We start from the raw sequence: 26,046 nt of genomic DNA on the forward strand, positions 1-26,046 counted from the left end.
TCCACTAGTGCGAGAGGAGGATTCGCGCACGGATGCGGCGGGCTAGGATGCGCTTTATGAGCGCGGCACGGTTTGCCTATCCGGCTGGCATCAGGGACTGGACGATCGCCGCGTGTGTGGCCGCCGTGCTGCTGGTCACCGGCCTGTCCGGGCGGAACCCCGGAACGGACCTGAACCTTCTCGGCTACGCGCTCCTGGTCGCGGCGGGTCTGGCACTGGCCGCCAGAAGCCGGGCGCCGGTTCCCGTCCTGCTCGTCACCGGGCTGTGCGCGGTGAGCTACCAGGCGGTCGGATTCGACGTGCCCGCCGTCGCCTACCTGTTCGCCGTGTACGCGGCCGTGCGAGCGGGGCACCACATCATCACGCTGGTGGTGAGCGTGACGATGCTGGTCGTTCTCCCCTTGGCTGTATGGATTGCTCCGCTCCACCTGACCATGGGTGAGGCGGTCGCGCAGTCCCGCAACGCGCTCGAACTGGCTTGGCTGGTCGCCGCGGGCGCCGCCGGTGAGGCGCTGCGGCAGGCGGAGCGACGGGCGGACGAAGCCGAACGCACCCGTGAGGAGGTCGCGCGGCACCGCGCCGTCGAGGAACGGCTGCACATCGCGAGGGAGCTGCACGATTCGCTCACCCATCAGATCTCCGTCATCAAGGTGCAGGCCGAGGTCGCCGTCCATCTGGCGCGCAAGCGCGGCGAGCGGGTACCGGAGGCGCTGCTCGCGATCCAGGAGGCCGGGCGTGAGGCGAGCAGGGAGCTCCGAACGACACTGGAGGCGCTGCGAGACGACGCCAGGACGCCGCCGCGCGGACTCGACCATGTTCCGGAACTGGTGGAACGGGTGCGCAGAACCGGTCTGGAGGCGACGCTGACGATCGAGGGCCACGCGCGCAACGTCCCGACCGCCGTGGATCGGGCGGTCTACCGGATCGTCCAGGAATCGCTCACCAACGTCGCCCGCCACTCGGCCGGTGCCAGGGCGACGATCCGGATCGCGCACCTTCCGGCCGCCGTCACCGTCAGGGTCGATGACGACGGCGAAGCGACCCCGGCCACCACCCCGGTGCCGGGCGTCGGACTCATCGGAATGCGGGAACGGGTCACCGCGCTCGGCGGAAGCCTGCGCGCGGAACCGCGGCACGAGGGCGGCTTCACGGTCCAGGCCGTCCTCCCGGTCGACCGGACGTGAACCGCCGCCCGGCGTCAGATCTCCGCGCCCTTGCTCCTGAGGAGTTCCAGGGTTCCGGTGACGCTCCCCGCCTCCGCCAGTTCGTCGTCGTCGACCTCGACACCGTAGCGCCGGGTGAGAGCGACGGAGAACTCCACCAGGACGAGCGAGTCCAGGTCCAGGCTCTCGAACGTGGTGTCGGCGGTGATGCTGGACGTGACGCCGAAGTCCTTCCGCAACATTTCGATCAGGAGGTCGGCGGGCGGCATCGTCTGAATGGACATGAGGTAGCCCTTCTTATGGTCGGGGGGTGAGGTGTGGCGCGGCGGGCATCAGGCGGGGACGACGTCCGGCCAGCGGAGCGCGGCCGCTCCCCAGGTGAGTCCTCCGCCGAACGCGGTCAACAGGACCCGGTCGCCGACGCCGAGCGTGCCGCGGCCCGCGGCGTCGGCGAGGGCGAGCGGGACGGAGGCGGCGGAGGTGTTGCCCACCTGGTCCAGGTGGACCACCGCGCGCCGCTGGGGGACCCCCAGCTGCCTGGAGAGCGCGTGGAGGATGCGCAGGTTGGCCTGGTGGCCGACCAGGTGGTCCACCTCGTCGGTGGTCCAGCCGACGCGTTCCAGTACCTTCGCGCACGACCCGGCCATGCGGGTGACGGCTTGGGCGAAGACCTTCTTGCCGTCCATGGCGAAGTAGTGGGCGTCGGGGTCCGGCGCGCCCGGTGTGGAACGCTGCCGGGACCCGCCGGCGGCGACGGTGATGAGCGTGTGCCGCGTACCGTCCGAGCCCAGGTCGACGCCGAGCAGGACGCCCGGCCGGTCGGCTTCGGAGGTGGCCTCCAGGACGACGGCGCCGGCTCCGTCCCCGAAGATCACGTTGGTGGTCCGGTCGGCGGGGTTGAGAAGGGTGGAGTAGGTCTCCGCGCCGATCACCAGGACCCGGCGGGCGTGACCGGCGACGATCTGCGCGGACGCGGTGGCCAGGGCGTAGAGGAAGCCCGTGCACACAGCGGCGACGTCGTAGGCGGCGGCGGTGCCGAGCCCGAGCCTGGCCGCGACCTGCGGGGCGGTGGCCGGACACGGGTGGTCGGGCGTGGTGGTGGCCAGGACCACCGCGTCGACGGCACCCGGTTCGGCGGTGAGCCTCGCCGACTTGAGAGCCCGGTGTCCCGCCTCGACGGCCAGGTCGCTGGTGGCGATTCCGGGATCGGCCCAGTGCCTGGCCCGTATTCCCGTTCGCGTGGTGATCCACTCGTCGGTCGTGTCCATGCGCTCGGCGAGGTCCTCATTGCTGATCCGCCGTGGCGGCAGAAATGCGCCCACCCCGATCAGAGCGGCATGGGAATTGTTTGTGGACAGCGGCTCCACAGCCGTTTCACCCCCTCATCGGACCGGTATGAGACGACAGTAGTCGCGGTATACCGCACCGCCCACTACCCGCGTGAGTAGGAAACCGGACAGCGGATTTCGCACAGAAAGCCGCAGGGAGAAAGGCTAGAGTGCGCGGATGAGCACGATCCGGGTCCTGTTGATCGATGACCAGCCGCTCCTGCGGGGAGGTTTCCGGGCGCTGCTCGACGCCGAGGACGATGTCGAGGTGGTGGCGGAGGCGGGCGACGGCAAGGAGGGCCTGGCGCTCATCAGGCGGCATCTGCCCGATGTCGCGCTCGTCGACATCCAGATGCCGGTCATGGACGGCATCGAGACCACCCGTCGGGTGGCCGCTGATCCCGCCCTGGCCGGGGTGCGCGTCGTCATCCTGACCAACTACGGCTTCGACGAGTACGTCTTCAACGCGCTGCGGGCCGGCGCCGCGGGATTCCTGGTGAAGGACATCGAGCCCGAGGACTTCCTGCACTCCGTGCGTGTCGCCGCGCGGGGCGACGCCCTCCTCTCGCCGTCGGTCACCAAGATGTTGATCAGCCGGTACATCGCCGTCCAGCCCCGGTCCGAAGGCGATCAGGCGTTGCCCGAGCTGACGAACCGGGAACGCGAGGCCGTCGCGTTGGCCGCCCGCGGTCTGTCCAACGACGAGATCGCCGATCAGATGGTGATCAGTCCGGTCACCGCGAAAACCCATATCAACCGGGCCATGACCAAGCTCCACGCCAGGGACCGCGCCCAGCTCGTGGTCCTCGCCTACGAATCCGGTCTGGTGTCTCCGCGGAACATCTGAAGGCGATGAAATGCGCGTGACCGCCGGAAGTCGCACTACATGCTTGAGTAGTGGGCAGAACAGCACCTCGCGATTACCGTATCGACCAGCCGAAGAATTGCGGCGGGGACAGGACTGCGGATGCGCCGGAACGGTCAACGGTCCGGCACGCCATGGTCGGTGCTCGCCTGAGTTCGGTGTGCCGCCTGCGGATGACGGAGGAGCAATGACCGGACAACCCGTGCTGGACTTTCACGTGCGGCTGGCTCCCCGGCCGGAGGCCCGCCGACGACTCCTGGAGACGCTGGATCGGTGCGGGCTGGAACGAGCGGTGGTGTGCGCGGGTGGAACGATCGACCTGGACCGCCTCTCCCGCCAGCTGATCGAGGGCGGGCATGTCGAGACCGACGCCGACAACGACGCGGTGCTGGCCGCCTGCGCCGGCACCGACGGTCGCCTGGTGCCGTTCTTCTTCGCGAACCCGCACCGGGCTCCCGACGCCTACCGGTCCGGCGCGGCCGGGTTCCGGGGACTGGAGATCTCGCCCGCCGTGCACGGGGTCGGCCTGGACGATCCGCGGGTGGAGGCGCTCGTCGGCGTGGCAGCCGACTTCCGCCACCCGGTCTATGTCGTGTGCCTGGACCGGCCGGGCGCCGGTGTCGCCGACCTGGTCGCGCTGGCCCGGGTCTTCCCGGACGTGAGCTTCGTGCTCGGGCACAGCGGGATCGGGAACATCGACTTCCACGCACTCAACTTGATCAAGGACGAACCCAACATCCTGCTGGAGACCTCCGGGGGCTACACCTGCGTGGTCGAGGCTGCCGTCGACCGCCTCGGGGCGGAACGGGTCGTCTTCGGCTCCGAGTACCCGCTGCAACATCCGTCCGTTGAGCTGGCCAAGTACCAGGCCCTTGGACTTCCCGCCGGGCAGTGGCGGCGGGTCGCCTGGGACAACGCCCACCGACTGCTAGGAGAGGACAAGCAGTGAGCCACTCAAGTTCGAGTCTGCCCCAGCTCGGCCAGTGGAACGGGCCGGAGGAACTGCACCGTCTCCAGGAGAAGCAGCTTCAGCAGACCGTCTCCTGGGCGGCGGGCTCGCCGTTCTACCGGCCGCGGCTGACGTCGGCCGCACTGCCGGCGACCGCCGCCGAACTCGCCGATCTGCCGTTGACCACAAAGCAGGATCTGCGTGACAACCACCCCTTCGGAATGCTCGCCGTCCCGAAGGAACGGCTGGCCACCTACCACGAGTCCAGCGGGACGGCCGGTCACCCCACGCCGTCCTACTACACGGCGGAGGACTGGGTCGATCTCGCCGAGCGTTTCGCCCGCAAGTGGATCGGCGTCACGGCGGACGATGTCCTTCTCGTCCGCACGCCGTACGCTTTGCTGCTGACCGGCCACCTCGCGCACGCCGCCGGACGGCTGAAGGGCGCCACCGTGGTCCCCGGCGACAACCGGTCGCTGGCCATGCCTTACGCCCGCGTCGTCCGGGTGATGCACGACCTCGCGGTGACACTGACCTGGTCGGTGCCGACCGAGTGCCTGATCTGGGCCGCCGCCGCCGCGGAGGCCGGGCACCGGCCCGGCGTGGACTTCCCCCACCTGCGCGCGTTGTTCGTCGGCGGAGAACCGCTGACCCCCGCGCGGCGCGCCCGGATCAGCCGGCTGTGGGGGGTACCGGTGATCGAGGAGTACGGATCCACCGAGACCGGCAGCCTGGCGGGGGAGTGCGAGTACGGCCGGATGCACCTGTGGGCCGACCGGGCGCTCTTTGAGGTGTACGACCCGCGGACCGGCACCGTCGGCCGGGAGGGGGCGGGCCAGCTCGTGGTCACTCCGCTGTACCGCGAGGCGATGCCGCTGCTGCGCTACAACCTTGAGGACGACGTCCTGGTCTCCTATGACGACTGCGACTGCGGGTGGGGACTGCCCACGGTCCAGGTCTTCGGCAGATCCGCCTTCGGCCACGGTGTCAGTGGCGTGACCATCACCCAGCACCGGTTGGAACAGCTCGTCTTCTCGCTTCCCGAGTCCTACCAGGTGCTGTTCTGGCGGGCACGGGCGGAACGGACGGGCCTGCGCGTCGAGATGGAGGTTCCCGAAGCACACCGGGTGGCCGCCGAGGGGAGCCTCAGGGCTCTGGTCCGGGAGTCCTTCGGCATCGACGGCGACGTCGTCGGGCTGCCGCCCGGCTCGCTGATCCCGCGCGAGGCGCTCACCGCCATCCCCGACGTGGTCAAACCCCGCAGCCTGTTCGGACCCGACGAGGACTGGGGCAAGGCGCTCCTCTACTACTGAACCGAGGGAATGGGCTCAATGCCGAAGACCAGCGTGGCGATCATCGGGGCCGGTATCGCCGGCCTCACGCTCGCCGTGGCTCTCGACCGGGCCGGAATCGACTTCGATGTCTACGAACAGGCGGACGTCCTGTCCGAGGTGGGAGCCGGTGTGCAGTTGGCGCCCAACGCCAGCCGTCTGCTGCACCGGCTGGGACTGCGGGACCGGCTCCGCGCCGTCGCGGTGGAGCCGCGGGCGATCGAGATGCGCCGGTGGGACGACGGCGCGCTCCTGCAGCGCACACCCCTGGGCGAAATCTGCCGCGGCCGGTTTGGCGCACCCTACTACACGCTGCACCGGGCGGACCTGCACAGCGTTCTGCTCGCGCTCGTCCCGCCCGAGCGGGTTCACCTCGCCGCCCGCTGTGTCGCGGTGGAGCGGATGGCCGACGCGGCACGGTTGGAGCTCGCCGACGGGACGACGATCGAGGCGGACCTGGTCGTGGGCGCCGACGGTATTCGTTCGGTCGTCCGTGAACAGCTCGTCGCCGACCGTCCCCGGTACTCCGGGCAGGTGATCTACCGGGGCCTGGTTCCGGCCGAGCGGGTGCCGCACCTGCTCGGTGCCGAGGCGGTGCGGTTGTGGTTCGGGCCCGGCCGGCACTGTGTGTGCTACCCGGTGTCGTCCGGGCGGCAGGTGAGCTTCGGAGCCACCGTTCCAGGTGGGGCCGGGCGGGAGGAGTCGTGGTCGGCACCGGGCAACGTGCGCGACTTGGCGGCCGCCTACGAAGGCTGGCACGAGGACGTCACCGGGCTGATCGGTGCGGCGGAGTCGGTCAGCAGGTGGGCCCTTCACGACCGGGAGAACATCAAGAGCCTCGTCACGGGCAGGGTGGCGATCATCGGCGATGCCGCACATCCGATGCTGCCGTTCCAGGCGCAGGGCGCGAATCAGGCGATCGAGGACGCGGCCGTGCTCGCCCGCTGCCTTGCGGACGAGGGTCCGAACTCCCTGGACGCGGCCCTGCGCCGGTACGAGCACGTCCGTCTCGCCCGGACGAGCCGGATCCAGAGCCGGTCACGAGAGAACACGGAATCCTTCCACCTGGCAGACGGCGTCGCGCAGCGGCGCCGCGACGAGACCGCGGGTGCCTCCTCGGGCCTGGACGGGCACGCGTGGCTGTTCGCCTACGACGCCGAACGGGCGGCTTTGGCCGACGGCGCCGCCGAGAGCACCGCCATGCCGACCATCGGGAGAACATAATGGAACTATCCGGAATCGAATCGAAGCTCGCACTGGTCACCGGCGCGGCCCAGGGTATCGGTGCGGCGGTGGCGGCCACGCTGGCAGCGGCCGGCGCACGGATCGCGGCGGTGGACCGCAACGCCGAGGGCCTCGGCACGATCGTCGCGAAGCTGGAGGCGGAGGGCGCCTCGGCGCGCGGTCACCTCGCTGACATCTCCGACAGCGAGGCCGTCGACGCGCTCGTGCGGCGCGTCGAGGACGAGCAAGGCCCGATCTCCATCCTGGTCAACGCCGCCGGTGTCCTGCGCACCGGCAGGGTGGTCGAGCTCGTGGACCGGGACTGGAGCGAGGTGATCTCGGTCAACGCCGGAGGCGTGGTGAACGTCTGCCGTGCGGTGGCCCGCCGGATGGTCCCCCGCGGGTCCGGCACGATCGTGACCATCGCCTCCAACGCGGCCGGCGTGCCACGGATGGAGATGGCCGCGTACGCCGCGTCGAAAGCGGCGTCCGCCCAGTTCACCCGCTGCCTGGGGCTGGAGCTCGCCGAACACGGTATCCGCTGCAACATCGTCTCGCCCGGCTCCACCGACACGCCCATGTTGCGTTCGATGCTCGGTGACGGGGAGGGACTGAGGTCCCCGATCGAGGGCTCACCGGCCGCGTACAAGGTCGGGATACCGCTGCGGAAGCTGGGCCAGACCCTGGACGTGGCGCACGCCGTCGCGTTCCTGGTCTCCGACCAGGCCGGGCACATCACGATGCACGACATGTACGTCGACGGCGGCGCGGGCCTGCACGTCTGACGCCGTCCGAGGAACTCTCACCGGAACCAGGAGGAGAACGGTGGCCATAACCCCGATCACGTCGTACCACGTACCCGGTGGCGGCGATCTGCCGAAGGCGGTGCTGCCCTGGCGTCCCGATCCGGACCGGGCCGTCCTCCTGATACACGACATGCAGCACTACTTCCTGCGTCCGTTCGCGGCGGGGAGCTCCCCGCTGAGCGACCTGCTGGCCAACTCGGCGAAGCTCGTCGCCGCGGCCCGTACCGTCGGCGTACCGGTGATGTACACGGCCCAGCCGGGCGGCATGACCCGCGAGGAGCGCGGGCTGCTGTACGACCTGTGGGGCCCGGGGATGGGCAAGGACGAGTCCGATCGCGGGATCGTCGCAGACGTCTCCCCCGAGGAGGGCGAGACGGTGCTGACCAAGTGGCGCTACAGCGCGTTCTGTCGTAGCGACCTGAGGGAGCGGCTCCGGCGCCAAGGACGCGACCAGCTGATCGTCTGCGGGGTCTACGCCCATGTCGGATGCCTCATGACCGTCTCCGACGCGTTCAGCCTCGACATCCAGCCGTTTCTCGTAGCGGACGCCCTGGCCGACTTCTCTCTCGAACATCACGAGCTGGCGCTTCGTTACGCGGCCGAGCGCTGCGCGGTGCCGATGTCGACGGCGGACGTGCTGACGGCTCTGGAGACCTGAGACGACCCCGGACCGGGGCCGGGCGCACGGTCCAGAGCCGGTGCTCGGCCTTTCACCGGCTCCTTGTCCTCGGCGATGACGACCTTGATCATCCTGCACCTCTTCCTGGACCGTTCTACCAGTCCAACGGTGCCGTGGCCTCTACGTAGTAGGTGAGGTCGGGGCCCAGGCCATGGGCGAGCGTGCCGCCGATGGCCTGCAGGCGCCCCGTCAGACCCGCGAGTCCGGTCCCGTCCTGCGCGCCCTGTTCTCGCACACCGTCGTTGACGATCCGGAGATGACCGGACCACCGGGTGGTCCACACGTCGATCGAACAGGTCGTGGCGTCACTGTGGTGGATGATGTTGGCCGCGGCCTCCCGGGCCACCCATCCGAACGTGTCCTGGACGGGCTTGGGCAGCGCACCGAGGGCACCGATGACCTCCACGCTCACGCCCATCATCTCCAGGTCGGAGCGGATCTCCTCGATCTCGGTGGACAGTTCCCCCAGCCGGTGCCCACGTGCCAGGGCCCGGACCTCGGAGATCGACCTGCGCGCGAACACGCACACGGCCTCCAGTTCCGCCCGTGCCCGCTCTGGCTGGTCGGGGAGCAACTGCGCGACCAGCTCGCTCTTGCGGTTGAGGGCGGCGAGGCTCCGGCCGAGCAGATCGTGGAAATCCCGGGCGGACGGCTCCGCTCTTACGCTCGACGCGGCCGGGTCCGCCCGCTCAGGCGCCTTGTGCGTTCCGGTGCCGGAAGCGGGTAGTGGCGCACTGACGGTCTGTTCCGCGAACAGTCGGCTGGGGAGGCACGGGGGCCAGACGAGGTGGCCTGCCGCGACGGCGGCGATCGCGGTCAGCAGCTGGTCCGGCTGGGCGTCCCTGCTGATCAGGCTCGCCGCACCGGCTCGCAGCACCGGACGGAACCGGTCGTACTGGCCGTGTGTGGAGAGAATCAGGATCTTGGGAGGAACTGCCAGGTCGCGCAGGCGCTCTACGGTGGTGATCTCGTCCGAGCCGAGGACGCGGGTGTCCATCACGACGACGTCCGGCTGGAGCCGGGCGGCTCGGGTCACGGCCTCCTCCGCGCCTGACGCCTCGCCGACCACCTCCAGCTCCGCGGCGGTGTTGAGCACGGCCATCAATTCGAGCCCCGCGCAGCGGTCGACGATGAGTACAGCGGAGGTCTTCTTCGACGCGGGGGCGGGAGAACATACGTCATTCAACTGAATCGCCCTCTCGCGGATGACCTCGCGTAATGGCTGATCACGAAGAAAGTCACACCGCTGCCCCCGCTTCTGTGGATTTCACACAGGCACTGAACGGACTATAGCGATCGGGAACTTCTCCATCAAGACCATTATTCGACCGCTGATTGACTATTGACAGTTGATCTTGTCGTGGGATAGTCTGGCAGACTTCCGGACGGTCGGCTCGGTGGGCGGTCGGCCCGGACCTGCGAGGGCCTCTCTAAGATGAATGGTTATCGCGATCCGTGGGGATCGTGCCGTTCTCGTCCGGGTAATGGATCGCGGCCCCACGGGCGAGTTCCGCGCGGGTGTTGATGTCCAGTCTCTTGTAGATCTTCCGGAGATGGTAATTAACAGTGTGGGCCGAAAGGTGGATCTGTTTGGCGATCTGTCGATTAGTCAGTCCCAGGCTCACCAGATGGGCGATGCGCCGTTCCATGGGGGAGAGGCCCGACCAGTCGTCGGCCTCCTCGGGGGAATGGCTGGATATCGCGGCCGACTGGTCCGTCGTCGCGGAGTGGGTGGCGAGGAACCTCTCGAAATCCTCCGTGGCGAGGGCCACCGAGAACGGATCCGGGGACTGGGCGGTGACACGCTGGAGCGCGGCCGGGTTCTGGTCCGCGAGGGCGTGGGCGTGCATGGCCGCGAGGCCGATGACGGAGATACCGGGATTGCCGCTCGCGAGGTTGTCGATCGTGGTGAGGACGCTGTGCTCCAGGTCGGAGTCGCCCACGGCCAGGGCGAGGCGGACCAGGAAAGCGGCGGCACCCGGCTCCTCCACGTACAGGCTCCGTCGGGTCGCAAGCCCCTGGTGCTCGCGGGACAGCAGATCGAAGGCCGCCCGAGGTCCCCGCACCGCCATGACGATGCGCAGCTCCGCCCAGGCGTACTGTGTTGATTCGAGCACCGCTCGCCCTTCCGGCATCTCCTCCTTCATCCGGTGAAGGTGCTGTACGGCGGCGGACAGGTCCCCGCGGGAAAGGGCCGCGGAACTGAGGACCGACAGCGCCAAGGGGCGAAGCGCGGTGATGCCGTCCCGTCCGGACAGGGAGACGGCGGACTCGGCCTGGCGCTGGGCTTCTTCGAACTGCCCCGCCTGGAGGAGCAGCCGGGACCGCATCGCCGCGGGCACTGCGGCCAGGCCCGGCGCCGGTGATCCGCGCAGGCCGGCCGCCACTTCGTCGATGAGCGACTCGGCCTGGTCGAACTCGCGGAGGTCGGCCAGCTTCCCGGCCAGGGTGAGCAGGGAGTAAAGGCGCCACACGGGAGGGGCGGCCTCGGCGTATCGTGCCGCGGCGCGTCCCAGGGTGAGGCCCTCGGCTAGTTCCCCAGCGAGCCAACGTGCGGTGGAAAGGGTCGTGAGCGCCATCATCGTGGCCACGTCGCCGTGGCTGCCGCCTCTGCGCGCTCGCAGGATTCGCTCCGAGAGGAGTACTGCCTCCTGCCTGTTCAGCAACGAATAGCCGAGGATCATGGACGCTTCCGCTTCGAGCCTGTCCGAGGCCGGGGTGCCGGGGCGGGAGAGGGCTTCCCGGGCGACCGCTATCCCCGCCTCCACCTCGCCCACCATGATCAGCTCGTGAGCCGCCGGGCCCGCTCCGGGGGAGGTCCCGGCCGTTTCCCGGGGCGGATCAGGCCGACGCTCGGCGTGGTCTCCGGCCTCGCGACGCATCGCGCGGCGCGCGGGAGCGGGAATCGTCTCGATCACCCCCTGCCAGAGGAAATCGTGTCGGAACGCGAACTGATGCCCGGCGATGACGAGGAAACCCGAGGCCATCGACTCGTCCAGGGACGTGAGCAGGGAGGCCGAGGACCGGTCGAGGATGCGGGAGACGTCGTCCAGCATGAAGGATCGCCCCAGGATCGCGGCGACCTTCAGGAACTGTCGGCAATCCCGGCTCAGCCCGTCCAGGCGCTGCTTCACCAGTGCCAACACCTTGTGCGGCGGCCGCTGTCCGGGCGGGTGGACTTCCTCGTGCTGTTCTTTGGCGATCCCCTCCTCCGCCAACCCGAGGACGGATTCAGCAAGAACCCGGACATCCATGCAGGCACCCGTTGCGCAGTCGAGCAGGTCGTGGTCCATGCCGGACCCGGGGGGTGCACCGGGGACCTGCCTGTCCGCCTTGAAAACGGCTTCTGATTCATGGTTTTCTGTCACGGTCACGTTGTCACAACCCCGACTCTCTCTGGCGTCTGTGACCTGAGCACGCATTGTGGGCTCGTCTTTTGTGTGAAAAGAATTCGCGGAGCCGGGGAGATCCAGGGTGGCGGTCGTGCGCCTCAGGTCGTAGTCGTTGGTTCCTCGCAGAACCGGCCGGCTTCCTGATCACCGTCATGAGGGTCATCATCGCCTGCATTTTCTGGTGTTTCCAGAGAGAATTTGTCACGCCCGAGGCATGCGTTCTGCTCCGATCCACGGGTTACTGTTGTCTGGTGTCGGGCATGACATTTGTCATGGATCACGACCTGGGCCGGTACGTCGCCGCAGGCGGATCGTCCGGCATGGTCACGCACCCTGATCAGACGGCGACACCGGCTTGAACCGAGGTTTCCGTCCCGGGCGACAGTGCCCTGTGTACGAGGAAATACTTGGTCAGTTCGACGCGGTTGTTGATGTCGAGCTTCGCGAACACCTTCCGCAGATGGCTGTCGACGGTGTGCGGTGACAGGAACAGCACGCTCGCGGCCTCCCGGTTGGTGCGGCCGTCGACGATCGCCCGGACGACTCTGAGCTCCGCGCTCGTGAGGCTCTCCCAGCCGGTCTTGGGCCGCTCCCTGCCTGTCCCGCGGACCTCCTGCGCGCCCAGTTCGCGCAGCCGCTCCTGCACCCGGCCGGTGTCCCGCCGCGCCCCGCAGCTCAGATAGAGGTCCAGTGCGGACTCAAGGAGCAGGATCGCCCGGGACCTGTCGCGCTGGCCCCACTCCTCCCGCGCGGTGTCCTCGAGCGCACCGGCGGCGGCCAGCGGACGACCGGCGCGCCGGTAGTGCGCCACGGAACGGTGCAACGCGGCGAGGTCCCCCTGCAGGACCCCTTCGGCATGCTCCGCGGCGGCTCGCAGGGAGGGGACCTCAGGGTGCTGCTCAGCGAGGCGTTTGAAGAGCTCGACCATCCGTGCCGCTTCGGCTCCGTGGCCCGCCTGTTCCGCCAGTCCCGCCACGGTCGCGGCCGCGGTCGGCGCCAGGCCGGACACAAGGAGGTCGGTGGCGATCCGCCCGTCCGGAGGTACCAGGGTCCGGACCGTCATCGACGGCCGCCCGCCGACGGCATGGAACCGTGCCAAGGCGAGGTCCATCGCGCCCCGGTCGGCGGCGCGCTCGCCGAGTACCAGACGTTCGGCCGTGCGCAGCCGGTCGTCGGCGGCGGTGAGGTCGCCCGACCGCAGGCTGAGCCGGGCCAGGACGAGGCGGGCGGGCACGGAATCCGCCGGTGCCGAGTGCGCCGTCACCAGCAGCGCGGACTCCGCCTCGGCGCGCGCTTCCTCAAGCCGGCCCGTCGCGATCAGGAGTTCGGCGCGGAGCCCGTGCCACAGCGACTCCGGCAGGGGTTCGCCGAGCCTCTCCGACTCCAGCCGGACGGCTCCGCAGACGGCCGCCGCCTCCTCGAACCGGTCGGCCGCGCCGAGCGCCCGCACCAACCACGTCCACAGCGGCCGTTCGCCTGAGCCGCAACACGCCGGTGTGCTCCGCGGCGAGGCGATCCGGTCGGGCGGACCGCTCAGGCGGTGGGGTTCGACGAGCGTCCGGTACGGCCCGGAGCGATGGGCGATGTCCGCGAGGCGACCGGCCTCGGCGTCCCGCCCCGCCCCGGCGAGCAGCCGCAGGGCGCGCGCCAGGAGCGATGACGTCCCGTCGCGCGGCTCCACCAGAACCTTCATCGCGGGTGCGACCGCCTGCTCGCACCCGCATCCGTACGCGGCGGGGGGACGCACCGCCAGGTGGGCGAGCGCGGGTTCGAGGCGGGCTCCCGGGCCGCTGACCGGCCGGAGCCGCACGGTCGAGGCGAGATTTCCCGATCGTATGCCTTCGTCCTCCTCCTTGCGCCGGGCGCCGATCGTGACCACCGTGGGCGGGACGGACCCGTGTGTCGGCGCTTCGTGCGCGGACACGGGGAACTCGGCGCGCTGGAGCACCTCCCCGATGAGGTCGTGGGCGAGCGCCAGCTCCTCGCCGGTCCTGCGCACCAGGCCCGCCTCAACGGCCACGTCGGCGCTGGAGGCCAGGTCCAGGACGGGTTCGCCGAGCTCCGCCGCCGCGGCCTCGACGGTGAACGTGCGTCCGATCCTCCTGCCCTGGGCGAGCAGGCGCCGGACCCGGGGCGGTATCTCCTCCAGCAGCCGGCCGATGTCGGCGATGACGCTGTCGGGCAGGCTCTCGGCCACAACCGAGGCCGTGCCGTTCACGATGACCACCTGACCCGCTTCGAGGAGCGATCCGAAGAGGTTCTCCATCAGCCATGGGTTGCCGCCGCACCGGGCCGCCCACGAGAGAAGGGAGGAATCCGGCTTGGCGCCGAGAACGTCGGCGCACAACGCGATGACGGCCTCGTTGTCCAGAGCCCCCAGCCGGAGCCGGACCGCGACGTGGTCGATGAGCCAGTCGACGGCCTGCTGGGCGAGCGACCGGGTGGCGACCGGTCGGCGCCCGAGCAGCCACAGGACGGGTGCGGAGGCGAGGGACTGCACCAGGCCCCGAAGGGCCATGGCGCTCGCGTCGTCGATCCACTGGGCGTCGTCCAGCACGATGAGCAACGGGTGCGAGCCCGTCGCGCGTTCGACGAGCTCCCCGACGCGGTCGGCCACCCAGAAGTGATTCCGGTCGGGGTCGGCCAGATCGTCGAGGCCGGCCTGGTCGGGCGTCACGTGCCGCAGGAAGGTGACCAGCAGGGGGACCGGGAGGGGCTGCTCGGTAGCGCTCGCCCGCCCGGAGAGCACGGTCAGGCCGCGCTCCGCGGCCTCCAGGGCGACGGCCTTGAGGAGGCGGGACTTGCCCGAACCGAACGTCCCCTCGACGATGACGCAGCTTCCGGAGCCCCGAGCGGCGGCGTCCAGATGGCCGCCCAACGCGGAAAGGACTTGTTCGCGGCCTGCCAGTGTGTGCATGAATGCCCCCCATTCTGGTCAGGAGAATCGCCCAACACACGCCGTGGGTGTAGATCGTCAATGCTCGATGAGCCCTCGTGCCCGGTCAATGAGTCCGGGCCTGTCGGAATGAGTAGTCTCGCCGGTCCCGAGCGAAGACCAGGAGCCGTGTGCCGGGACGGGCGAGTACTACCCACGCGGGTAGTGGGCAGGTCCACGTCACGCGATTACCGTTCTGAGCCAGGCAGATGAAATATCCGGACGGTCCGGTCGCGGGGCCGGGAATGAATTGTCGCCCTGAGGGCCGCCGGCCGTTCCTGACGAGTCTTCCAGCCGAACCACGAATATGTCCGGCGGTCAGTGAATCGATGGAGCCCCGCGATGCACGAGTGTGAGACGGACAGTCGCTTCGACCGGGAAATGAGACCATGACCATCAGCCATGCCGAGTCGGCCGTGGCGCCGACCGCCGTCGACGCGGCGCTCAGGGGCTTCTTCGCGGAACGTCGCGCCGAGGCCGAGCACCTGGGCCAGGACCTCACGGACACGATCGCCGAACTGGAGGACTACGTTCTGGGCGGCGGGAAGCGCATCCGCCCCCTGGTCGCCTGGTTGGGCTGGATCGGAGCCGGCGGGGACCCGGCAGGCCCGGTGGCCCCGGCGGTGCTGAGAGCCTGTGCGGGTTTTGAACTGCTCCACGTCTCGGGCCTCATCCACGACGACATCATCGACGCGTCCCTCACCCGGCGCGGCCGTCCCGCCGCGCACGTGACCTTCGCCGAGCGCCACCGGTCGCGTCGTTACTCGGGCGACCCCGCCGCGTACGGCACGGGCGCCGCCATCCTGATCGGGGACGTGGCGCTGGTCTGGGCCGACTACATGATCCGTACTTCGGGTCTGCCCGCGGACGTCCAAGCCGGACTCGGACAGGTGTGGTCCGCGGTGCGGTCGGAGGTCCTCTACGGCCAGCTGCTCGATCTGAACAACCAGGCGAGCGAAGCCGAGGACGTCGAGTCGGCTCTGCGCGTCAACCGGTACAAGACCGCGTCGTACACGGTTCAGCGGCCGCTGCAGTTCGGCGCCGTGCTCGCTGGCGCGAACGCGGATCTGGTCGCCGCCTACCGGGCCTTCGGAGCCGACATCGGAATGGCGTTCCAGCTCCGGGACGACCTGTTGGGTGTGTTCGGCGACCCCGAGGTGACGGGAAAGCCGTCCGGTGACGATCTCCGCGAGGGCAAGCGCACCGTGCTGCTCGCGACGGCGCTCCGGCGCGCCGACGAGCACGATCCGGGTGCGGCGGCGTTTCTCCGGGAGAAGGTCGGCACGGATCTGTCGCAGGACGAGCTGGCCCGCGTCCGTGGAGTACTCCTCGACGTCGGCGCCGTGCGCGACATCGAGCAGCAGATCGAGGTCCTGACCGACCACGCCCTCGCCGTCCTCGAAGCGAGCGGCACCGCCGTCGCGGCGAAGGAACAGCTCGCGGAGCTGGCGATCAGGGCGACCCAGCGGGCCCGGTGATGGCGATGGCGGACTCCGGCGCTCTCGTCGGTCATGGACGACTCGCGGTGGACTCGGGCACTGGCCGGGCTCACGGCAAGGCCATTCTGCTCGGGGAGCACGCCGTGGTGTACGGCGCTCCGGCCCTGGCCGTGCCGATCCCGTTCCTGACGGCCACGGCACGTGCCACCCGTGTTCCCTGCCCGGACGACGGCGGGGAGGGGATCTCCTTCACGATCGCCGGCCCCGGCCCTGCCGCCTCGGCGCCCCTGCCGGGGGACGGCACACGACAGATGCTGGCGGAGTTCAGGGAGGCGACCGGCTTCAGCGACGACCTATGCGTCGACGTCGTGGTGGACTGCGCTGTTCCGCAGGGCCGCGGGCTCGGCTCCAGCGCCGCCTGCGCCCGCGCGGCCGTGCTGGCGCTCGCGGACCTCTGCGGCTTCGGCCTCGACGCCGCGACGGTGTTCAGGCTCGTGCAGGCGTCGGAGAACGTGGCGCACGGCCGGGCGAGCGGTATCGACGCGGTCGCGACCGGCTCCGACTCACCCGTCCTCTTCCGCTCGGGCGTCGTGCAGGAGCTCTCCACGAACTTCGAGGGACGGTTCGTGATCGCGGACAGCGGTGTCGGCGGCAGCACGAAGGAGGCCGTGGAACTGGTGCGGCGGAGGTTCGAGCACGACGCGCAGGCCAAGGAGGAGTTCGTCAGCAGGGCGTCCGGCCTGACCGGCGGAGCCGTCCGCGACCTCGAGCAGGGCGACCTGGCCGGCCTCGGCGCGCGGCTGACCGAGAACCACGTCCTGCTCCAGGAACTCGGGCTCAGTACGGACCGGATCGACCGACTGGTAGCGGCCGCGCTCATGGCGGGAAGCCCAGGCGCCAAGATCAGCGGCGGCGGGCTGGGTGGATGCGTGATCGCGCTGGCCGGTGGGCCGGGCGCGGCGGAGGAACTCGGGCGGACCCTCCGCGAGGCCGGTGCCACCCGGACCTGGATCGTGCCCATGAGGAGGCTCGCGAGTCATGTCGACTGACCACCGGGTGGAACAGGCCAGGCCGTCCGTGCCCGTCTCCGGTCGCCACGCGACGGCCGTCGCCCATCCCAACATCGCACTGATCAAATATTGGGGCAAACTCGATGAACAGCTCGTCATCCCGCTGGTCGACAGCCTGTCGATGACCCTGGACGTCTTCCCCACGACCACCACCGTCCGGCTCGGCCCGGCGATCGGAACCGACACGGTCACGCTCAACGGCATGCCCGCGGCGGGAGAGCAGCGGCGGCGCGTCATCGCCTTCCTGGACCTGGTGCGGGAGAGGGCGGGGAGCACCGAAGCCGCCGACGTGGAGACCCGGAACTCCGTACCGACCGGGGCGGGCCTGGCCTCCTCGGCGAGCGGCTTCGCCGCGCTCGCCGTCGCGGCGGCCGCCGCCTACGGGCTCGACCTCGATCGCACCGAGATGTCGCGCCTGGCCCGGCGCGGTTCGGCGTCGGCGAGCCGGTCCCTCTTCGACGGGTTCGCGATCTGTCACGCGGGCCGGGGCTCCGGAGACGCCGCGGACCTGAGTTCGTACGCCGAGCCGGTGACCGTCCCCGAGTTCGACCCGGCGATGGTCGTCGCGATGGTGGACAGGGCGCCCAAAGCCGTCTCCAGTCGCGCGGCCATGCGGCGCACGGTCGAGACCTCACCGCTCTACCCGGCATGGGCGGAGTCGAGCAGAGCGGACCTCGCCGAGATACGGATCGCCCTGGAACGCGGTGACCTGGAGGCGGTGGGGGAGGTCGCCGAGCGGAACTGCCTCGGCATGCACGCGACGATGCTCGCCGCGCGGCCGGCGGTCCGCTACCTGTCCGCGGCCACCCTGACGGTGCTCGACGCCGTGTCGGATCTGCGGAAGTCCGGCGTGCCGGCTTACGCGACCATCGATGCCGGGCCGAACGTGAAGATCCTCTGTCACCGGACGGACGCCGCGCATGTCGCGGAAACGATCCGCGGTTCCGTTCCCGGACTCTCGACGGTCACCGCGGGCCGCGGGCCGGGTGCCCGCCTCCGTCCGGGGGTCGGAGAGTGACGGCCCCCCGTACGGTCACCCGGCGGGCGCCGGGAAAGCTGTTCGTCGTCGGGGAGTACGCGGTGATGGAGCCGGGCCACGCGGCGGTCCTGGTCGCGGTGGACCGGCACGTCAGCGTGACCGTATCGGCGTCCGACGGCCCCGACGTGGTGATCGGATCCGACCTCGTGCCCGGTACGGTGCGCCTGCGCCGGAGTGACGCAGGCTTGGTCGGCCTGGATGACGGGTACCCGGTGCCGACCCACCTCTCGCACGTGGTGGCGGCGATCGACGAGGTCGACGGGCTGCTCGCCGAGCGCGGCCTGCGGGCGCCGCCCCTTCAGCTGTCGATCACGAGCCGGTTGCACAGCGAAGGCACCAAGCTGGGCCTGGGGTCGAGCGGTGCGGTCACGGTCGCCACGGTGTCCGCCGTCGCCGCGTTCTGCGGTATCGAGGTGCCGGACGAGACACGCTTCCGGCTGGCGCTGCTCGCGACGGCGCGGCATGGCACGGGCTCGTCCGGCGGAGACCTCGCCGCGAGTGTCTGGGGCGGCTGGATCGCCTACCGGTCGCCAGACCGGGCCGCGGTGCTGGACATGGCGGAGCGCATCGGCGTCGCGGAAACGATCCGGGCACCGTGGCCGGGCTTCCGGTTGCGACGGCTTCCTCCGCCGCGAGGACTCACGCTGCACGTGGGGTGGACGGGCCGTCCCGCCAGCACGGACTCGCTCGCCGGGAGGCTCGGGAGCGACTGGTGGGGCAGCACGTCGCAACGGAGATTCACGGACCGCAGCGACGAGTGCGTGAGCGCGGCGATCCGAGCTCTCGAACAGGGCGAGGACCGCGAGCTGGCGTACCGGGTCCGGTGCGCCCGGGAACTGCTCGCCGATCTGGACGACGAGGCGGGGCTGGGCGTCTTCACACCTGGCCTGGCCGCGCTGTGCGAGGCCGCCGAGGCTGTCGGCGCGGCGGCGAAGCCCTCGGGCGCCGGCGGGGGCGACTGCGGCATCGCGCTCCTGGACGCCTGGGCGGCGCGGGAAACCACAAGGATGCGGGACGGATGGACCGCCGCAGGGGTGCTTCCGCTGCCGGTCCACGTCCAGCCGGCGACGGGAGGCACCCGATGAGCGACGGGTCGGCGGTGGCCGGCGTCCCCATGAAATGGGTGGGGCCGCTCAGAATCTCAGGCAACGCGGCGACGACCGAGACGAAGGTCCCGCTGGCCACCTACGAGTCTCCGCTGTGGCCCTCCGTCAGCCGTGGCGCGAGAGTCTCCACGATGGTCGAGTCCGGCATCGTGGCGACGCTGGTCGATGAGCGGATGACCCGCTCGGTGTACGTCAAAGCGGAGGACGCGCGGACCGCCCACCTCGCCGCCCAGGCGGTCGACGCCGCCCTGGACGATCTGCGGAAGGCCACCCGCGGCTGCGGCAGGTTCATCGAACTGGTCGGGCTCCGGCACGAGATCGCCGCCAACCTGCTGTTCCTCCGGTTCGAGTTCACCACCGGCGACGCGTCGGGCCACAACATGGCGACGCTGGCCGCCGACACGCTCCTGACGCACATTCTGCGCACCGTCCCCGGCATCTCCTACGGCTCGATCTCGGGGAACTACTGCACCGACAAGAAGGCCACCGCCATCAACGGTATTCTCGGCCGCGGCAAGAACGTGGTGACCGAGATCCTCGTTCCCGGCGACATCGTCCGCCGGACGCTGCACACCTCCGCGGCCGCCGTGGCCGAACTCAACGTGGGCAAGAACCTGATCGGCACCCTGCTCGCCGGCGGGATCCGTTCGGCCAACGCCCACTACGCGAACATGCTGCTCGGGTTCTACCTGGCGACGGGGCAGGACGCGGCCAACATCGTCGAAGGCTCCCAGGGCGTCACCGTGGCCGAGGACCGGGACGGCGACCTGTACTTCTCCTGCACTCTGCCGAACCTGGTCGTCGGCACGGTCGGGAACGGGAAGGGACTCGACTTCGTCGAGGCGAACCTCACCCGGCTCGGCTGCCGCGAACCGCGCGAACCCGGTGCGAACGCGCGCAGGCTCGCGGTCATCGCGGCGGCGACCGTCCTGTGCGGTGAACTCTCGCTTCTGGCGGCGCAGACGAACCCCGGTGAGCTGATGCGGACGCACCTGCTGCTGGAACGAAGGAACACCACAACGAAGATCGGAGGCTAGCGGTGCCCGAGGACAGCGCCCCCGGAATCCATGACCTGTCCATCGCGACGACGGAGTTCGTCCTGACGCACGAGACCTTGGCCGCCCACCAGGGGATCGATCCCGCGAAGTACCACCGCGGCATCGGACAGGTCGCCATGAGCGTGCCCGCCGCCGACGAGGACATCGTCACCATGGGCGCGGCCGCCGCCGCCCCGGTCATCGCCCGGCACGGCGCCGACCGGATCCGTACCGTCGTGTTCGCGACGGAGAGCTCGGTCGACCAGGCGAAGGCGGCGGGCGTCCACGTCCACTCGCTGCTCGGCCTGTCCTCGGCCACCCGGGTGGTCGAGCTCAAACAGGCATGCTACGGCGGGACCGCGGCGCTGCAGTTCGCCCTCGGCCTGGTCCACCGGGACCCGGCCGAGCAGGTCCTCGTGATCGCAGGCGACGTCTCGAAGTACGAACTGGGCAGCCACGGCGAGGCCACCCAGGGCGCGGCCGCCGTGGCCCTGCTGATCAGCGCGGATCCGGCGCTCGTGCGCGTCGAGAATCCGTCGGGCCTGTTCACCGCGGACATCATGGACTTCTGGCGTCCCAACTACCTCTCGACCGCCCTGGTCAGCAAGAGCGAGTCCGTCGCCGCCTATCTGCAGGCGGTGGAGGGGACCTGGAAGGACTACACGGAGCGCGGCGGGCGACCGCTCAGCGAGTTCGGCGCGTTCTGCTACCACCAGCCGTTCACAAAGATGGCCTACAAGGCGCACCGGCACCTGCTCGACCACTGCGGCCACGACAGCGCGGAGAGCACGCTCGCCGCCGCGATCGGGAACACCACGGCCTACAACGCGGAGCTTGGGAACAGCTACACCGCCTCGTTGTATCTCGGACTGGCCGCGCTCCTCGACGCTCCGGAAGATCTGACCGGCCAGGCGATCGGCTTCCTCAGCTACGGTTCCGGATGCGTCGCCGAGTTCTTCGCCGGCACCGTGGTCCGGGGGTACCGCGCGCACCTGCGGTCCGACGCCCACCGAGAGGCGATCGGCCGCCGGCGGGAGATCGACTACGCCACGTACCGCGAGCTGCACGAGTTCGCCTTCCCCGTCGACGGTGGTGACCATCCCGTACTCAGGGAGACCACCGGTCCGTACCGGCTGGCCGGACTGTCCGGCCACAAGCGCGTCTACGAGCCGCGCTGACCGAGAAATCCAGCGGACGCGCGGCCGACCGCGCGTCCGCCGACCCCCAGGAGGACCAATGTCGGGAACCGCTGAGGCGGCGGAACTCTGCTCGATCATCGAGGAATCGGCCGAACAGCTGGAGGTGGCGTTCTCCCGGAACAGGGTCTGGCCGATTCTGAGCGCCTTCGGAGACGCTTTCGCGCACCCCTCGGCCGTCGTCGCGTTCCGGGTGGCGACCGCCCTGCGACAGGTGGGGGAACTCGACTGCCGTTTCAGGACCCATCCGGACGACCGCGACCCCTACGGTTCCGCGCTGGCCGAAGGCCTGACCGAACGGACGGAGCACCCGAGCGGAACCCTTCTCCGGGAACTCCACGAGCGGTTTCCCGTGGAGAGCCACGGCATCGACTTCGGCGTCGTCGGCGGCTTCAAGAAGATCTACGCCGCCTTCACCCCCGACGACCTGCAGAAGGTCGCCGACCTCGCGACCCTCCCGTCCATGCCGCGCGCACTGGTGGAGAACGCCGGTCTCCTCGCCCGTCACGGCCTGGACGACAGGGTCGGTGTGCTCGGTATCGACTACCCGGCGCGCACCGTGAACGTGTACTTCAACGACGTCCCCGCCGAGTGCTTCACCTCGACGGAGATCCTGACCATGCTCCGCGAGATCGGAGCGGTGGAACCGAGCGGGCGGATGCTCCAGTTGGGCGAGCAGGCGTTCGGCCTCTACCTCACCCTCGGCTGGGACTCCCCGAGGGTCGAGCGGATCTGCTACGCGGTCTCGACGACGGATCTCGACACGCTCCCCGTGCGCGTCGAACCCGAGATCGAGCGGTTCGTCAAGAGCGTTCCTCACGCGGGCGAGGACTGCAAGTTCGTCTACGGCGTCGCGCTGGCACCGCAGGGGGAGTACTACAAGCTCGAGTCCCACTACAAATGGCGTTCCGGGACGCTGAACTTCATCTGACGGCCGCACCAACGACGGCGCCGACCGGGGCTTACCGCCTTGGCCGGCGCCGCTCCTTCTCGGCCGGCGGAACCGGGTGGGCCCGGGGCCGGGCTCAGCGGGCCGCTCCCACGGGGGCGGCGGTGACCCCCGCCTCCGCGAGCAGGGAGACGAGGAGGTCGGTGAGGATCCTCGGGCCGTGCTGGGTGAGGATGGATTCGAGGTGGAACTGGACGGACCGGAATCCCGTGCCGCGCAGCGCGTGGACTTCGCCCGACTCGCGGTTCCGGCTGATCGCCACGGGCCGGCGCCCTTCGGCCCCGGGAGCGAAGTCGTGATCGGAGCGGGCGGCGTAGGTGTTGTAGAAGCCCACGAGTTCGGACCTCCCGAAGAGGTCGACCCGCTCCTGGACGCCCTGGTTGGGCTCCGCACGCCGCACGATGTCGAAGCCGAGTTCGGCGGCGAGGGCCTGGTGGCCGAGGCAGATGGAGAGGAAAGGCACGGAGCCGGCCAGGAGGCCACGGGTGAGCGTCCGGAGCGCCTCCATCCTCGGATCCGCCAGGTCGCGGGGGTCTCCGGGGCCGGGGCCGACGATGACGATGTCGAATCCGCTCGTGTCCGGGGAGCCGTCGAATCGGCTGACGGTGGTGTGCAGGCCGAGGGACTGCAACTGGTGGTCGAGCATCGCCATGAACAGGTCCTCGTTGTCGATGACCAGCGCACGCCGACCGGCCAGCACCGGATCGGGCGTGCCGCGGTGCCCGCCGTCGAGCCAGAAGCGCGACAGCGTGAGGTTGCGGCTCGCCAGCGCCAGACGGATCCGGGGGTTGGTGGCCGGCGCCGCTCGGGGCCCCGCCGACCTGCCGTCGATTCCGACGGGTTCCGATGCGAGGCCGAGCGCCCTGAGCATCCCCGCGGCCTTGGCCCGGGTCTCGGCAGCCTCGGAACCGGGGTCCGAGTCACGGACGAGGGTCGCGCCGACGCCCAGGCGCAACCCGCCGCCATGGGAGATCTCGGCGGTCCTGATCATGATCGCTGAGTCGAGCGTCCGGCTGCCCGCGGCGTCCTGGCCGATCAGAGCGAGGACGCCGCCGTAGTACCCGCGCCCCGAGACCTCATGGCGTCCGATGACCCGGCAGGCGTTCTCCAGAGGGCTGCCCGTCACGGTCGGCGCGAGCAGCGTCTCGCGCAGGACGTCACGGACGTCGAGGTCGCTCTGGCCGGTCAGGAGGTATTCGGAGTGGGTGAGCCGCGCCATCTCCTTGAGGAAGGGCCCGTGCACTCGGCCGCCCGAGGAGCAGATACGGGCCATCATCTTCAGTTCCTCGTCGACGACCATGTAGAGCTCGTTCGCCTCTTTTTGGTCGTTGAGGAAGTCCAGGAGTCCGGAGATCTCCGGACCCGTGGCCGGGTGCCGGTAAGTGCCGCTGATGGGGTTCATCGTGACGGTGCCGTCGAGCATGCTCACATGCCGTTCCGGTGAAGCGCCGATGAAGGTGGCCGAGCCGGTGTGGAACAGGAAAGTCCAGTACGCGCCGAGTTCACCGGTCAACAGTCGGCGGAAGATGGCGAGTTCCGTGGCGACGGAGTCGTCGTCCAGCCGGGCGGTGAAGGAGCGCCGAATGACGAAGTTCGATCCGGCGCCCCGCCCGATCTCGTCGCGTAGGACACGCTCGACGGTCGCCGCGTAAGCGTCGTCACTGATGTCGAAGTCGGCGTCCGACACGCTGAAACGCCGTTCGGGCAGCGCCGCCAGAACCTGATCCAGGCCGAGCGCGACGTGTTCGCGGACGCGCATGGCGAGCAGTGGCGCGTGATCGTCGCGGCAGGTGAATCCGCGCTCGGTGATCTGCCGATAAGGGATGGCGACGAGAAGGTCGGGTCGCGCTCCGTCCGCCGACGGGGTGGCGAGGGGCAGTGCGGAGAGCCTGTCGACCTCGGACACGTCGCCGGTGAGAACCTCCACCCGTGGGTGCCGCGTCGAGCCGGGACGGTGGAGCAGCGCGAAGGCCGACCGGTCCGCGCCGAGGCGGTTGAGCATGTCCGGGGCGCCGACCGTGCCCGCTTCTGTACCGTTCATTTCTCTCCCTTTTGTCTGAGCCAAGAACACCCCTTGTGGATGATGCTGCGAAGAAAGGCGGGACGCATGACGTGATGCCGCTATCCCGTATTTCAGCCAACGGCCCGCACGCTGGCGTGCGGTGTTGAATGAAGCGGGCTACTCAAGCGGGTAGTGGGCCCGCGGCCGCTCCTTGGTTACTGTCGAGTCGTACTGATTCGGGAAGGGCGGTGAGAATTTTGGATGTGCTCGTTCAGAAATACGGCGGCACTTCTCTGCAGACGCTCGATCGCGTTCGTCATGCCGCCCTCCGCGTCAGGGAGGCACGGCGGCACGGACAGCCGGTGGTCGTGGTCGTCTCCGCCCGTGGCGGAAGGACCGATGACCTGCTGGGCCTGGCGGCCGACGTCGGGGTGGTCTCCTCGTCCCGGGAACTGGACCAGCTGCTCTCCGTGGGCGAGTGCGAGTCGGCGGCTCTCATGGCTCTGACGCTGACCGGTCTGGGAGTGCCGGCCGTCTCGCTGACCGGTCACCAGGCGGGGATCCGGACCACGGCCCGGCCCGGCGACGCGCTGATCGCGGGAATCGGCGCCGACCGGGTGTGGGCCGCGCTGGACGGCGGCCAGGTCGCCGTCGTCACCGGGTTCCAGGGTGTTGACGAGGCCGGTGACACCGTCACTCTCGGGCGTGGTGGCTCCGATACGACGGCGGTGGCGCTCGCGGCCCGGCTGGGGGCGTCGGCATGCGAGATCTACACCGACGTGGACGGCGTCTTCAGCGCCGATCCGCGCATCCTGCCCGCGGCTCGGTGCCTGACCCGGGTCCAGCCCGACGTCATGGCCGAGATGGCGTTCGCGGGCGCGAACGTCCTGCACAGCCGTTGTGTCGAGCTGGCCGTCATGGAGGGGGTAGAAGTGCGGGTCCGGAACGCTCTTTCGCAGGCGCAGGGGACGATCATCGCGGGCCGTCCGGGCGACCGCGAGCTGGAGACACGCCGCGCGGTCGTCGCGGTGACCCACGACACGGATGTCGTTCGGGTGCTGGTGCACTGCAGGTCCGGCCGACGAGATCTCGCTCCGGACGTGTTCGAGGTGCTGGCCGGTGCGGGCACGGTGGTGGACCTGGTGGCGAGGTCCGGGGCTTACGAGAACGAGTTCCGGATGGGTTTCACGATCCGCCGCAGCCAGGCCGAGGCCGTGCGGGAACCGCTGCACGAGATGACCGCCTCCTTCGGCGGGGGAGTCCAGTTCGACGACGAGGTCGGCAAGGTGTCGGTGGTCGGGAGCGGCCTGCTCAGCCGCCCCGCGTACACCGCCCGGTTGATGGCGGCCCTGGCCTCGGCGGGGATTCCGACGAGCTGGATCTCCACGTCGCAGATGCGGCTGTCCGTGATCGTTCCGAGGGAACGCACCGTCGAGGCCGTCGAGGCCCTGCACCGCGAGTTCCGGCTGGACCGGGCCGAGCCGCCCGACGTCACGTCCACGGGGCCGGGTCGGTCCGCCATCGTCTGAGAGAGGC

The 26,046-nt window shown here is 70.0% G+C and carries 21 protein-coding genes; 15 read left to right on the forward strand and 6 right to left on the reverse strand.

The window, feature by feature from the left end; genetic code table 11:
- Positions 1 to 56: 56 nt before the first annotated feature.
- Positions 57 to 1,184, forward strand: a complete 1,128-nt coding sequence (locus LO762_RS05395) for a sensor histidine kinase (RefSeq protein ID WP_230613074.1) — start codon at positions 57 to 59, stop codon at positions 1,182 to 1,184.
- Between the two features lie 14 nt (positions 1,185 to 1,198).
- Here the strand turns inward: LO762_RS05395 and LO762_RS05400 are convergent, their stop codons facing one another.
- Entirely contained in the window at positions 1,199 to 1,447 is a 249-nt protein-coding gene (locus LO762_RS05400; RefSeq protein ID WP_230613076.1) for an acyl carrier protein, read from the reverse strand.
- A gap of 48 nt (positions 1,448 to 1,495) precedes the next feature.
- Positions 1,496 to 2,530, reverse strand: a complete 1,035-nt coding sequence (locus tag LO762_RS05405; protein WP_308103383.1) for a beta-ketoacyl-ACP synthase III — start codon at positions 2,528 to 2,530, stop codon at positions 1,496 to 1,498.
- A gap of 139 nt (positions 2,531 to 2,669) precedes the next feature.
- Here LO762_RS05405 and LO762_RS05410 point away from each other — a divergent pair, with 139 nt between their 5' ends.
- From LO762_RS05410 to LO762_RS05435, 6 genes are all read left to right on the forward strand, one after another.
- Positions 2,670 to 3,338 carry a response regulator transcription factor gene (locus LO762_RS05410; RefSeq protein WP_230613080.1) on the forward strand — a complete coding sequence of 223 codons (669 nt, stop codon included), beginning with the start codon at positions 2,670 to 2,672 and terminating at the stop codon, positions 3,336 to 3,338.
- A gap of 205 nt (positions 3,339 to 3,543) precedes the next feature.
- The gene (locus LO762_RS05415) at positions 3,544 to 4,305 is read left to right on the forward strand and encodes an amidohydrolase family protein (RefSeq protein ID WP_230613082.1); all 762 of its coding nucleotides are present in this window, start codon (positions 3,544 to 3,546) and stop codon (positions 4,303 to 4,305) included.
- The gene (locus tag LO762_RS05420) at positions 4,302 to 5,618 is read left to right on the forward strand and encodes a phenylacetate--CoA ligase family protein (protein WP_230613084.1); all 1,317 of its coding nucleotides are present in this window, start codon (positions 4,302 to 4,304) and stop codon (positions 5,616 to 5,618) included. The genes LO762_RS05415 and LO762_RS05420 overlap by 4 nt, the downstream gene beginning before the upstream one ends.
- Positions 5,619 to 5,636: 18 nt before the next feature.
- The gene (locus LO762_RS05425; RefSeq protein WP_230613086.1) at positions 5,637 to 6,860 is read left to right on the forward strand and encodes an FAD-dependent monooxygenase; all 1,224 of its coding nucleotides are present in this window, start codon (positions 5,637 to 5,639) and stop codon (positions 6,858 to 6,860) included.
- Positions 6,860 to 7,645 (forward strand): 2,3-dihydro-2,3-dihydroxybenzoate dehydrogenase, encoded by a 786-nt coding sequence (locus LO762_RS05430; RefSeq protein WP_230613088.1) that lies wholly within the window; start codon positions 6,860 to 6,862, stop codon positions 7,643 to 7,645. The genes LO762_RS05425 and LO762_RS05430 overlap by 1 nt, the downstream gene beginning before the upstream one ends.
- Before the next feature lie 40 nt (positions 7,646 to 7,685).
- On the forward strand, positions 7,686 to 8,324 hold the full coding sequence (locus LO762_RS05435) for an isochorismatase family protein (RefSeq protein ID WP_230613089.1): 639 nt from the start codon (positions 7,686 to 7,688) through the stop codon (positions 8,322 to 8,324).
- Positions 8,325 to 8,439: 115 nt separating this feature from the next.
- On the opposite strand, the gene LO762_RS05440 is transcribed toward LO762_RS05435, so the two are convergent.
- The 3 genes from LO762_RS05440 to LO762_RS05450 all read right to left on the reverse strand — a co-directional run bounded on the left by LO762_RS05440 (position 8,440) and on the right by LO762_RS05450 (position 14,654).
- On the reverse strand, positions 8,440 to 9,447 hold the full coding sequence (locus tag LO762_RS05440; protein ID WP_230613090.1) for a response regulator: 1,008 nt from the start codon (positions 9,445 to 9,447) through the stop codon (positions 8,440 to 8,442).
- Between the two features lie 328 nt (positions 9,448 to 9,775).
- Positions 9,776 to 11,719, reverse strand: a complete 1,944-nt coding sequence (locus tag LO762_RS33370; protein ID WP_230613091.1) for a helix-turn-helix transcriptional regulator — start codon at positions 11,717 to 11,719, stop codon at positions 9,776 to 9,778.
- A 355-nt stretch (positions 11,720 to 12,074) separates the two neighbouring features.
- Positions 12,075 to 14,654 carry a LuxR family transcriptional regulator gene (locus LO762_RS05450; protein WP_230613092.1) on the reverse strand — a complete coding sequence of 860 codons (2,580 nt, stop codon included), beginning with the start codon at positions 14,652 to 14,654 and terminating at the stop codon, positions 12,075 to 12,077.
- 407 nt (positions 14,655 to 15,061) lie between these two features.
- Here LO762_RS05450 and LO762_RS05455 point away from each other — a divergent pair, with 407 nt between their 5' ends.
- The 7 genes from LO762_RS05455 to LO762_RS05485 are packed head-to-tail and all read left to right on the forward strand — an operon-like array spanning position 15,062 to position 22,490.
- Entirely contained in the window at positions 15,062 to 16,150 is a 1,089-nt protein-coding gene (locus LO762_RS05455) for a polyprenyl synthetase family protein (protein WP_230613093.1), read from the forward strand.
- Positions 16,151 to 16,197: 47 nt separating this feature from the next.
- The gene (mvk, locus tag LO762_RS05460) at positions 16,198 to 17,160 is read left to right on the forward strand and encodes a mevalonate kinase (protein WP_230613094.1); all 963 of its coding nucleotides are present in this window, start codon (positions 16,198 to 16,200) and stop codon (positions 17,158 to 17,160) included.
- The gene (gene mvaD, locus LO762_RS05465) at positions 17,150 to 18,199 is read left to right on the forward strand and encodes a diphosphomevalonate decarboxylase (RefSeq protein WP_230613095.1); all 1,050 of its coding nucleotides are present in this window, start codon (positions 17,150 to 17,152) and stop codon (positions 18,197 to 18,199) included. The genes mvk and mvaD overlap by 11 nt, the downstream gene beginning before the upstream one ends.
- On the forward strand, positions 18,196 to 19,305 hold the full coding sequence (locus tag LO762_RS05470; RefSeq protein WP_230613096.1) for a phosphomevalonate kinase: 1,110 nt from the start codon (positions 18,196 to 18,198) through the stop codon (positions 19,303 to 19,305). Before mvaD ends, LO762_RS05470 begins: the two co-directional genes overlap by 4 nt.
- Positions 19,302 to 20,363 (forward strand): hypothetical protein, encoded by a 1,062-nt coding sequence (locus tag LO762_RS05475; protein ID WP_230613097.1) that lies wholly within the window; start codon positions 19,302 to 19,304, stop codon positions 20,361 to 20,363. The genes LO762_RS05470 and LO762_RS05475 overlap by 4 nt, the downstream gene beginning before the upstream one ends.
- A 2-nt stretch (positions 20,364 to 20,365) precedes the next feature.
- Positions 20,366 to 21,541 (forward strand): hydroxymethylglutaryl-CoA synthase, encoded by a 1,176-nt coding sequence (locus tag LO762_RS05480; protein WP_230613098.1) that lies wholly within the window; start codon positions 20,366 to 20,368, stop codon positions 21,539 to 21,541.
- Positions 21,542 to 21,599: 58 nt separating this feature from the next.
- Positions 21,600 to 22,490 (forward strand): aromatic prenyltransferase, encoded by an 891-nt coding sequence (locus LO762_RS05485; RefSeq protein WP_230613099.1) that lies wholly within the window; start codon positions 21,600 to 21,602, stop codon positions 22,488 to 22,490.
- Positions 22,491 to 22,584: 94 nt separating this feature from the next.
- Here LO762_RS05485 and LO762_RS05490 read toward each other — a convergent pair whose 3' ends face one another.
- Entirely contained in the window at positions 22,585 to 24,549 is a 1,965-nt protein-coding gene (locus LO762_RS05490) for an anthranilate synthase family protein (RefSeq protein WP_230613100.1), read from the reverse strand.
- A gap of 224 nt (positions 24,550 to 24,773) precedes the next feature.
- Here LO762_RS05490 and LO762_RS05495 point away from each other — a divergent pair, with 224 nt between their 5' ends.
- Complete coding sequence (locus tag LO762_RS05495) at positions 24,774 to 26,039, forward strand: aspartate kinase (RefSeq protein WP_230613101.1); 1,266 nt, start codon at positions 24,774 to 24,776, stop codon at positions 26,037 to 26,039.
- The last annotated feature ends 7 nt before the right edge of the window (positions 26,040 to 26,046 follow it).

It is taken from the genome of Actinocorallia sp. API 0066 (assembly GCF_020991275.1).
GTDB lineage: Bacteria > Actinomycetota > Actinomycetes > Streptosporangiales > Streptosporangiaceae > Actinocorallia.

Excerpts from the sequence above, each read along its gene's own strand:
- LO762_RS05400 (WP_230613076.1), bottom strand. The coding sequence starts at position 1,447 with ATGTCCATTCAGACGATGCCGCCCGCCGACCTCCTGATCGAAATGTTG.
- LO762_RS05430 (WP_230613088.1), top strand. The coding sequence starts at position 6,860 with ATGGAACTATCCGGAATCGAATCGAAGCTCGCACTGGTCACCGGCGCG.
- LO762_RS05395 (WP_230613074.1), top strand. The coding sequence starts at position 57 with ATGAGCGCGGCACGGTTTGCCTATCCGGCTGGCATCAGGGACTGGACG.
- LO762_RS05440 (WP_230613090.1), bottom strand. The coding sequence starts at position 9,447 with ATGGCCGTGCTCAACACCGCCGCGGAGCTGGAGGTGGTCGGCGAGGCG.
- mvaD (WP_230613095.1), top strand. The coding sequence starts at position 17,150 with ATGTCGACTGACCACCGGGTGGAACAGGCCAGGCCGTCCGTGCCCGTC.
- LO762_RS05490 (WP_230613100.1), bottom strand. The coding sequence starts at position 24,549 with ATGAACGGTACAGAAGCGGGCACGGTCGGCGCCCCGGACATGCTCAAC.
- LO762_RS05415 (WP_230613082.1), top strand. The coding sequence starts at position 3,544 with ATGACCGGACAACCCGTGCTGGACTTTCACGTGCGGCTGGCTCCCCGG.
- LO762_RS05475 (WP_230613097.1), top strand. The coding sequence starts at position 19,302 with ATGAGCGACGGGTCGGCGGTGGCCGGCGTCCCCATGAAATGGGTGGGG.
- LO762_RS05450 (WP_230613092.1), bottom strand. The coding sequence starts at position 14,654 with ATGCACACACTGGCAGGCCGCGAACAAGTCCTTTCCGCGTTGGGCGGC.
- LO762_RS05410 (WP_230613080.1), top strand. The coding sequence starts at position 2,670 with ATGAGCACGATCCGGGTCCTGTTGATCGATGACCAGCCGCTCCTGCGG.
- LO762_RS05455 (WP_230613093.1), top strand. The coding sequence starts at position 15,062 with ATGACCATCAGCCATGCCGAGTCGGCCGTGGCGCCGACCGCCGTCGAC.
- LO762_RS05425 (WP_230613086.1), top strand. The coding sequence starts at position 5,637 with ATGCCGAAGACCAGCGTGGCGATCATCGGGGCCGGTATCGCCGGCCTC.
- LO762_RS05485 (WP_230613099.1), top strand. The coding sequence starts at position 21,600 with ATGTCGGGAACCGCTGAGGCGGCGGAACTCTGCTCGATCATCGAGGAA.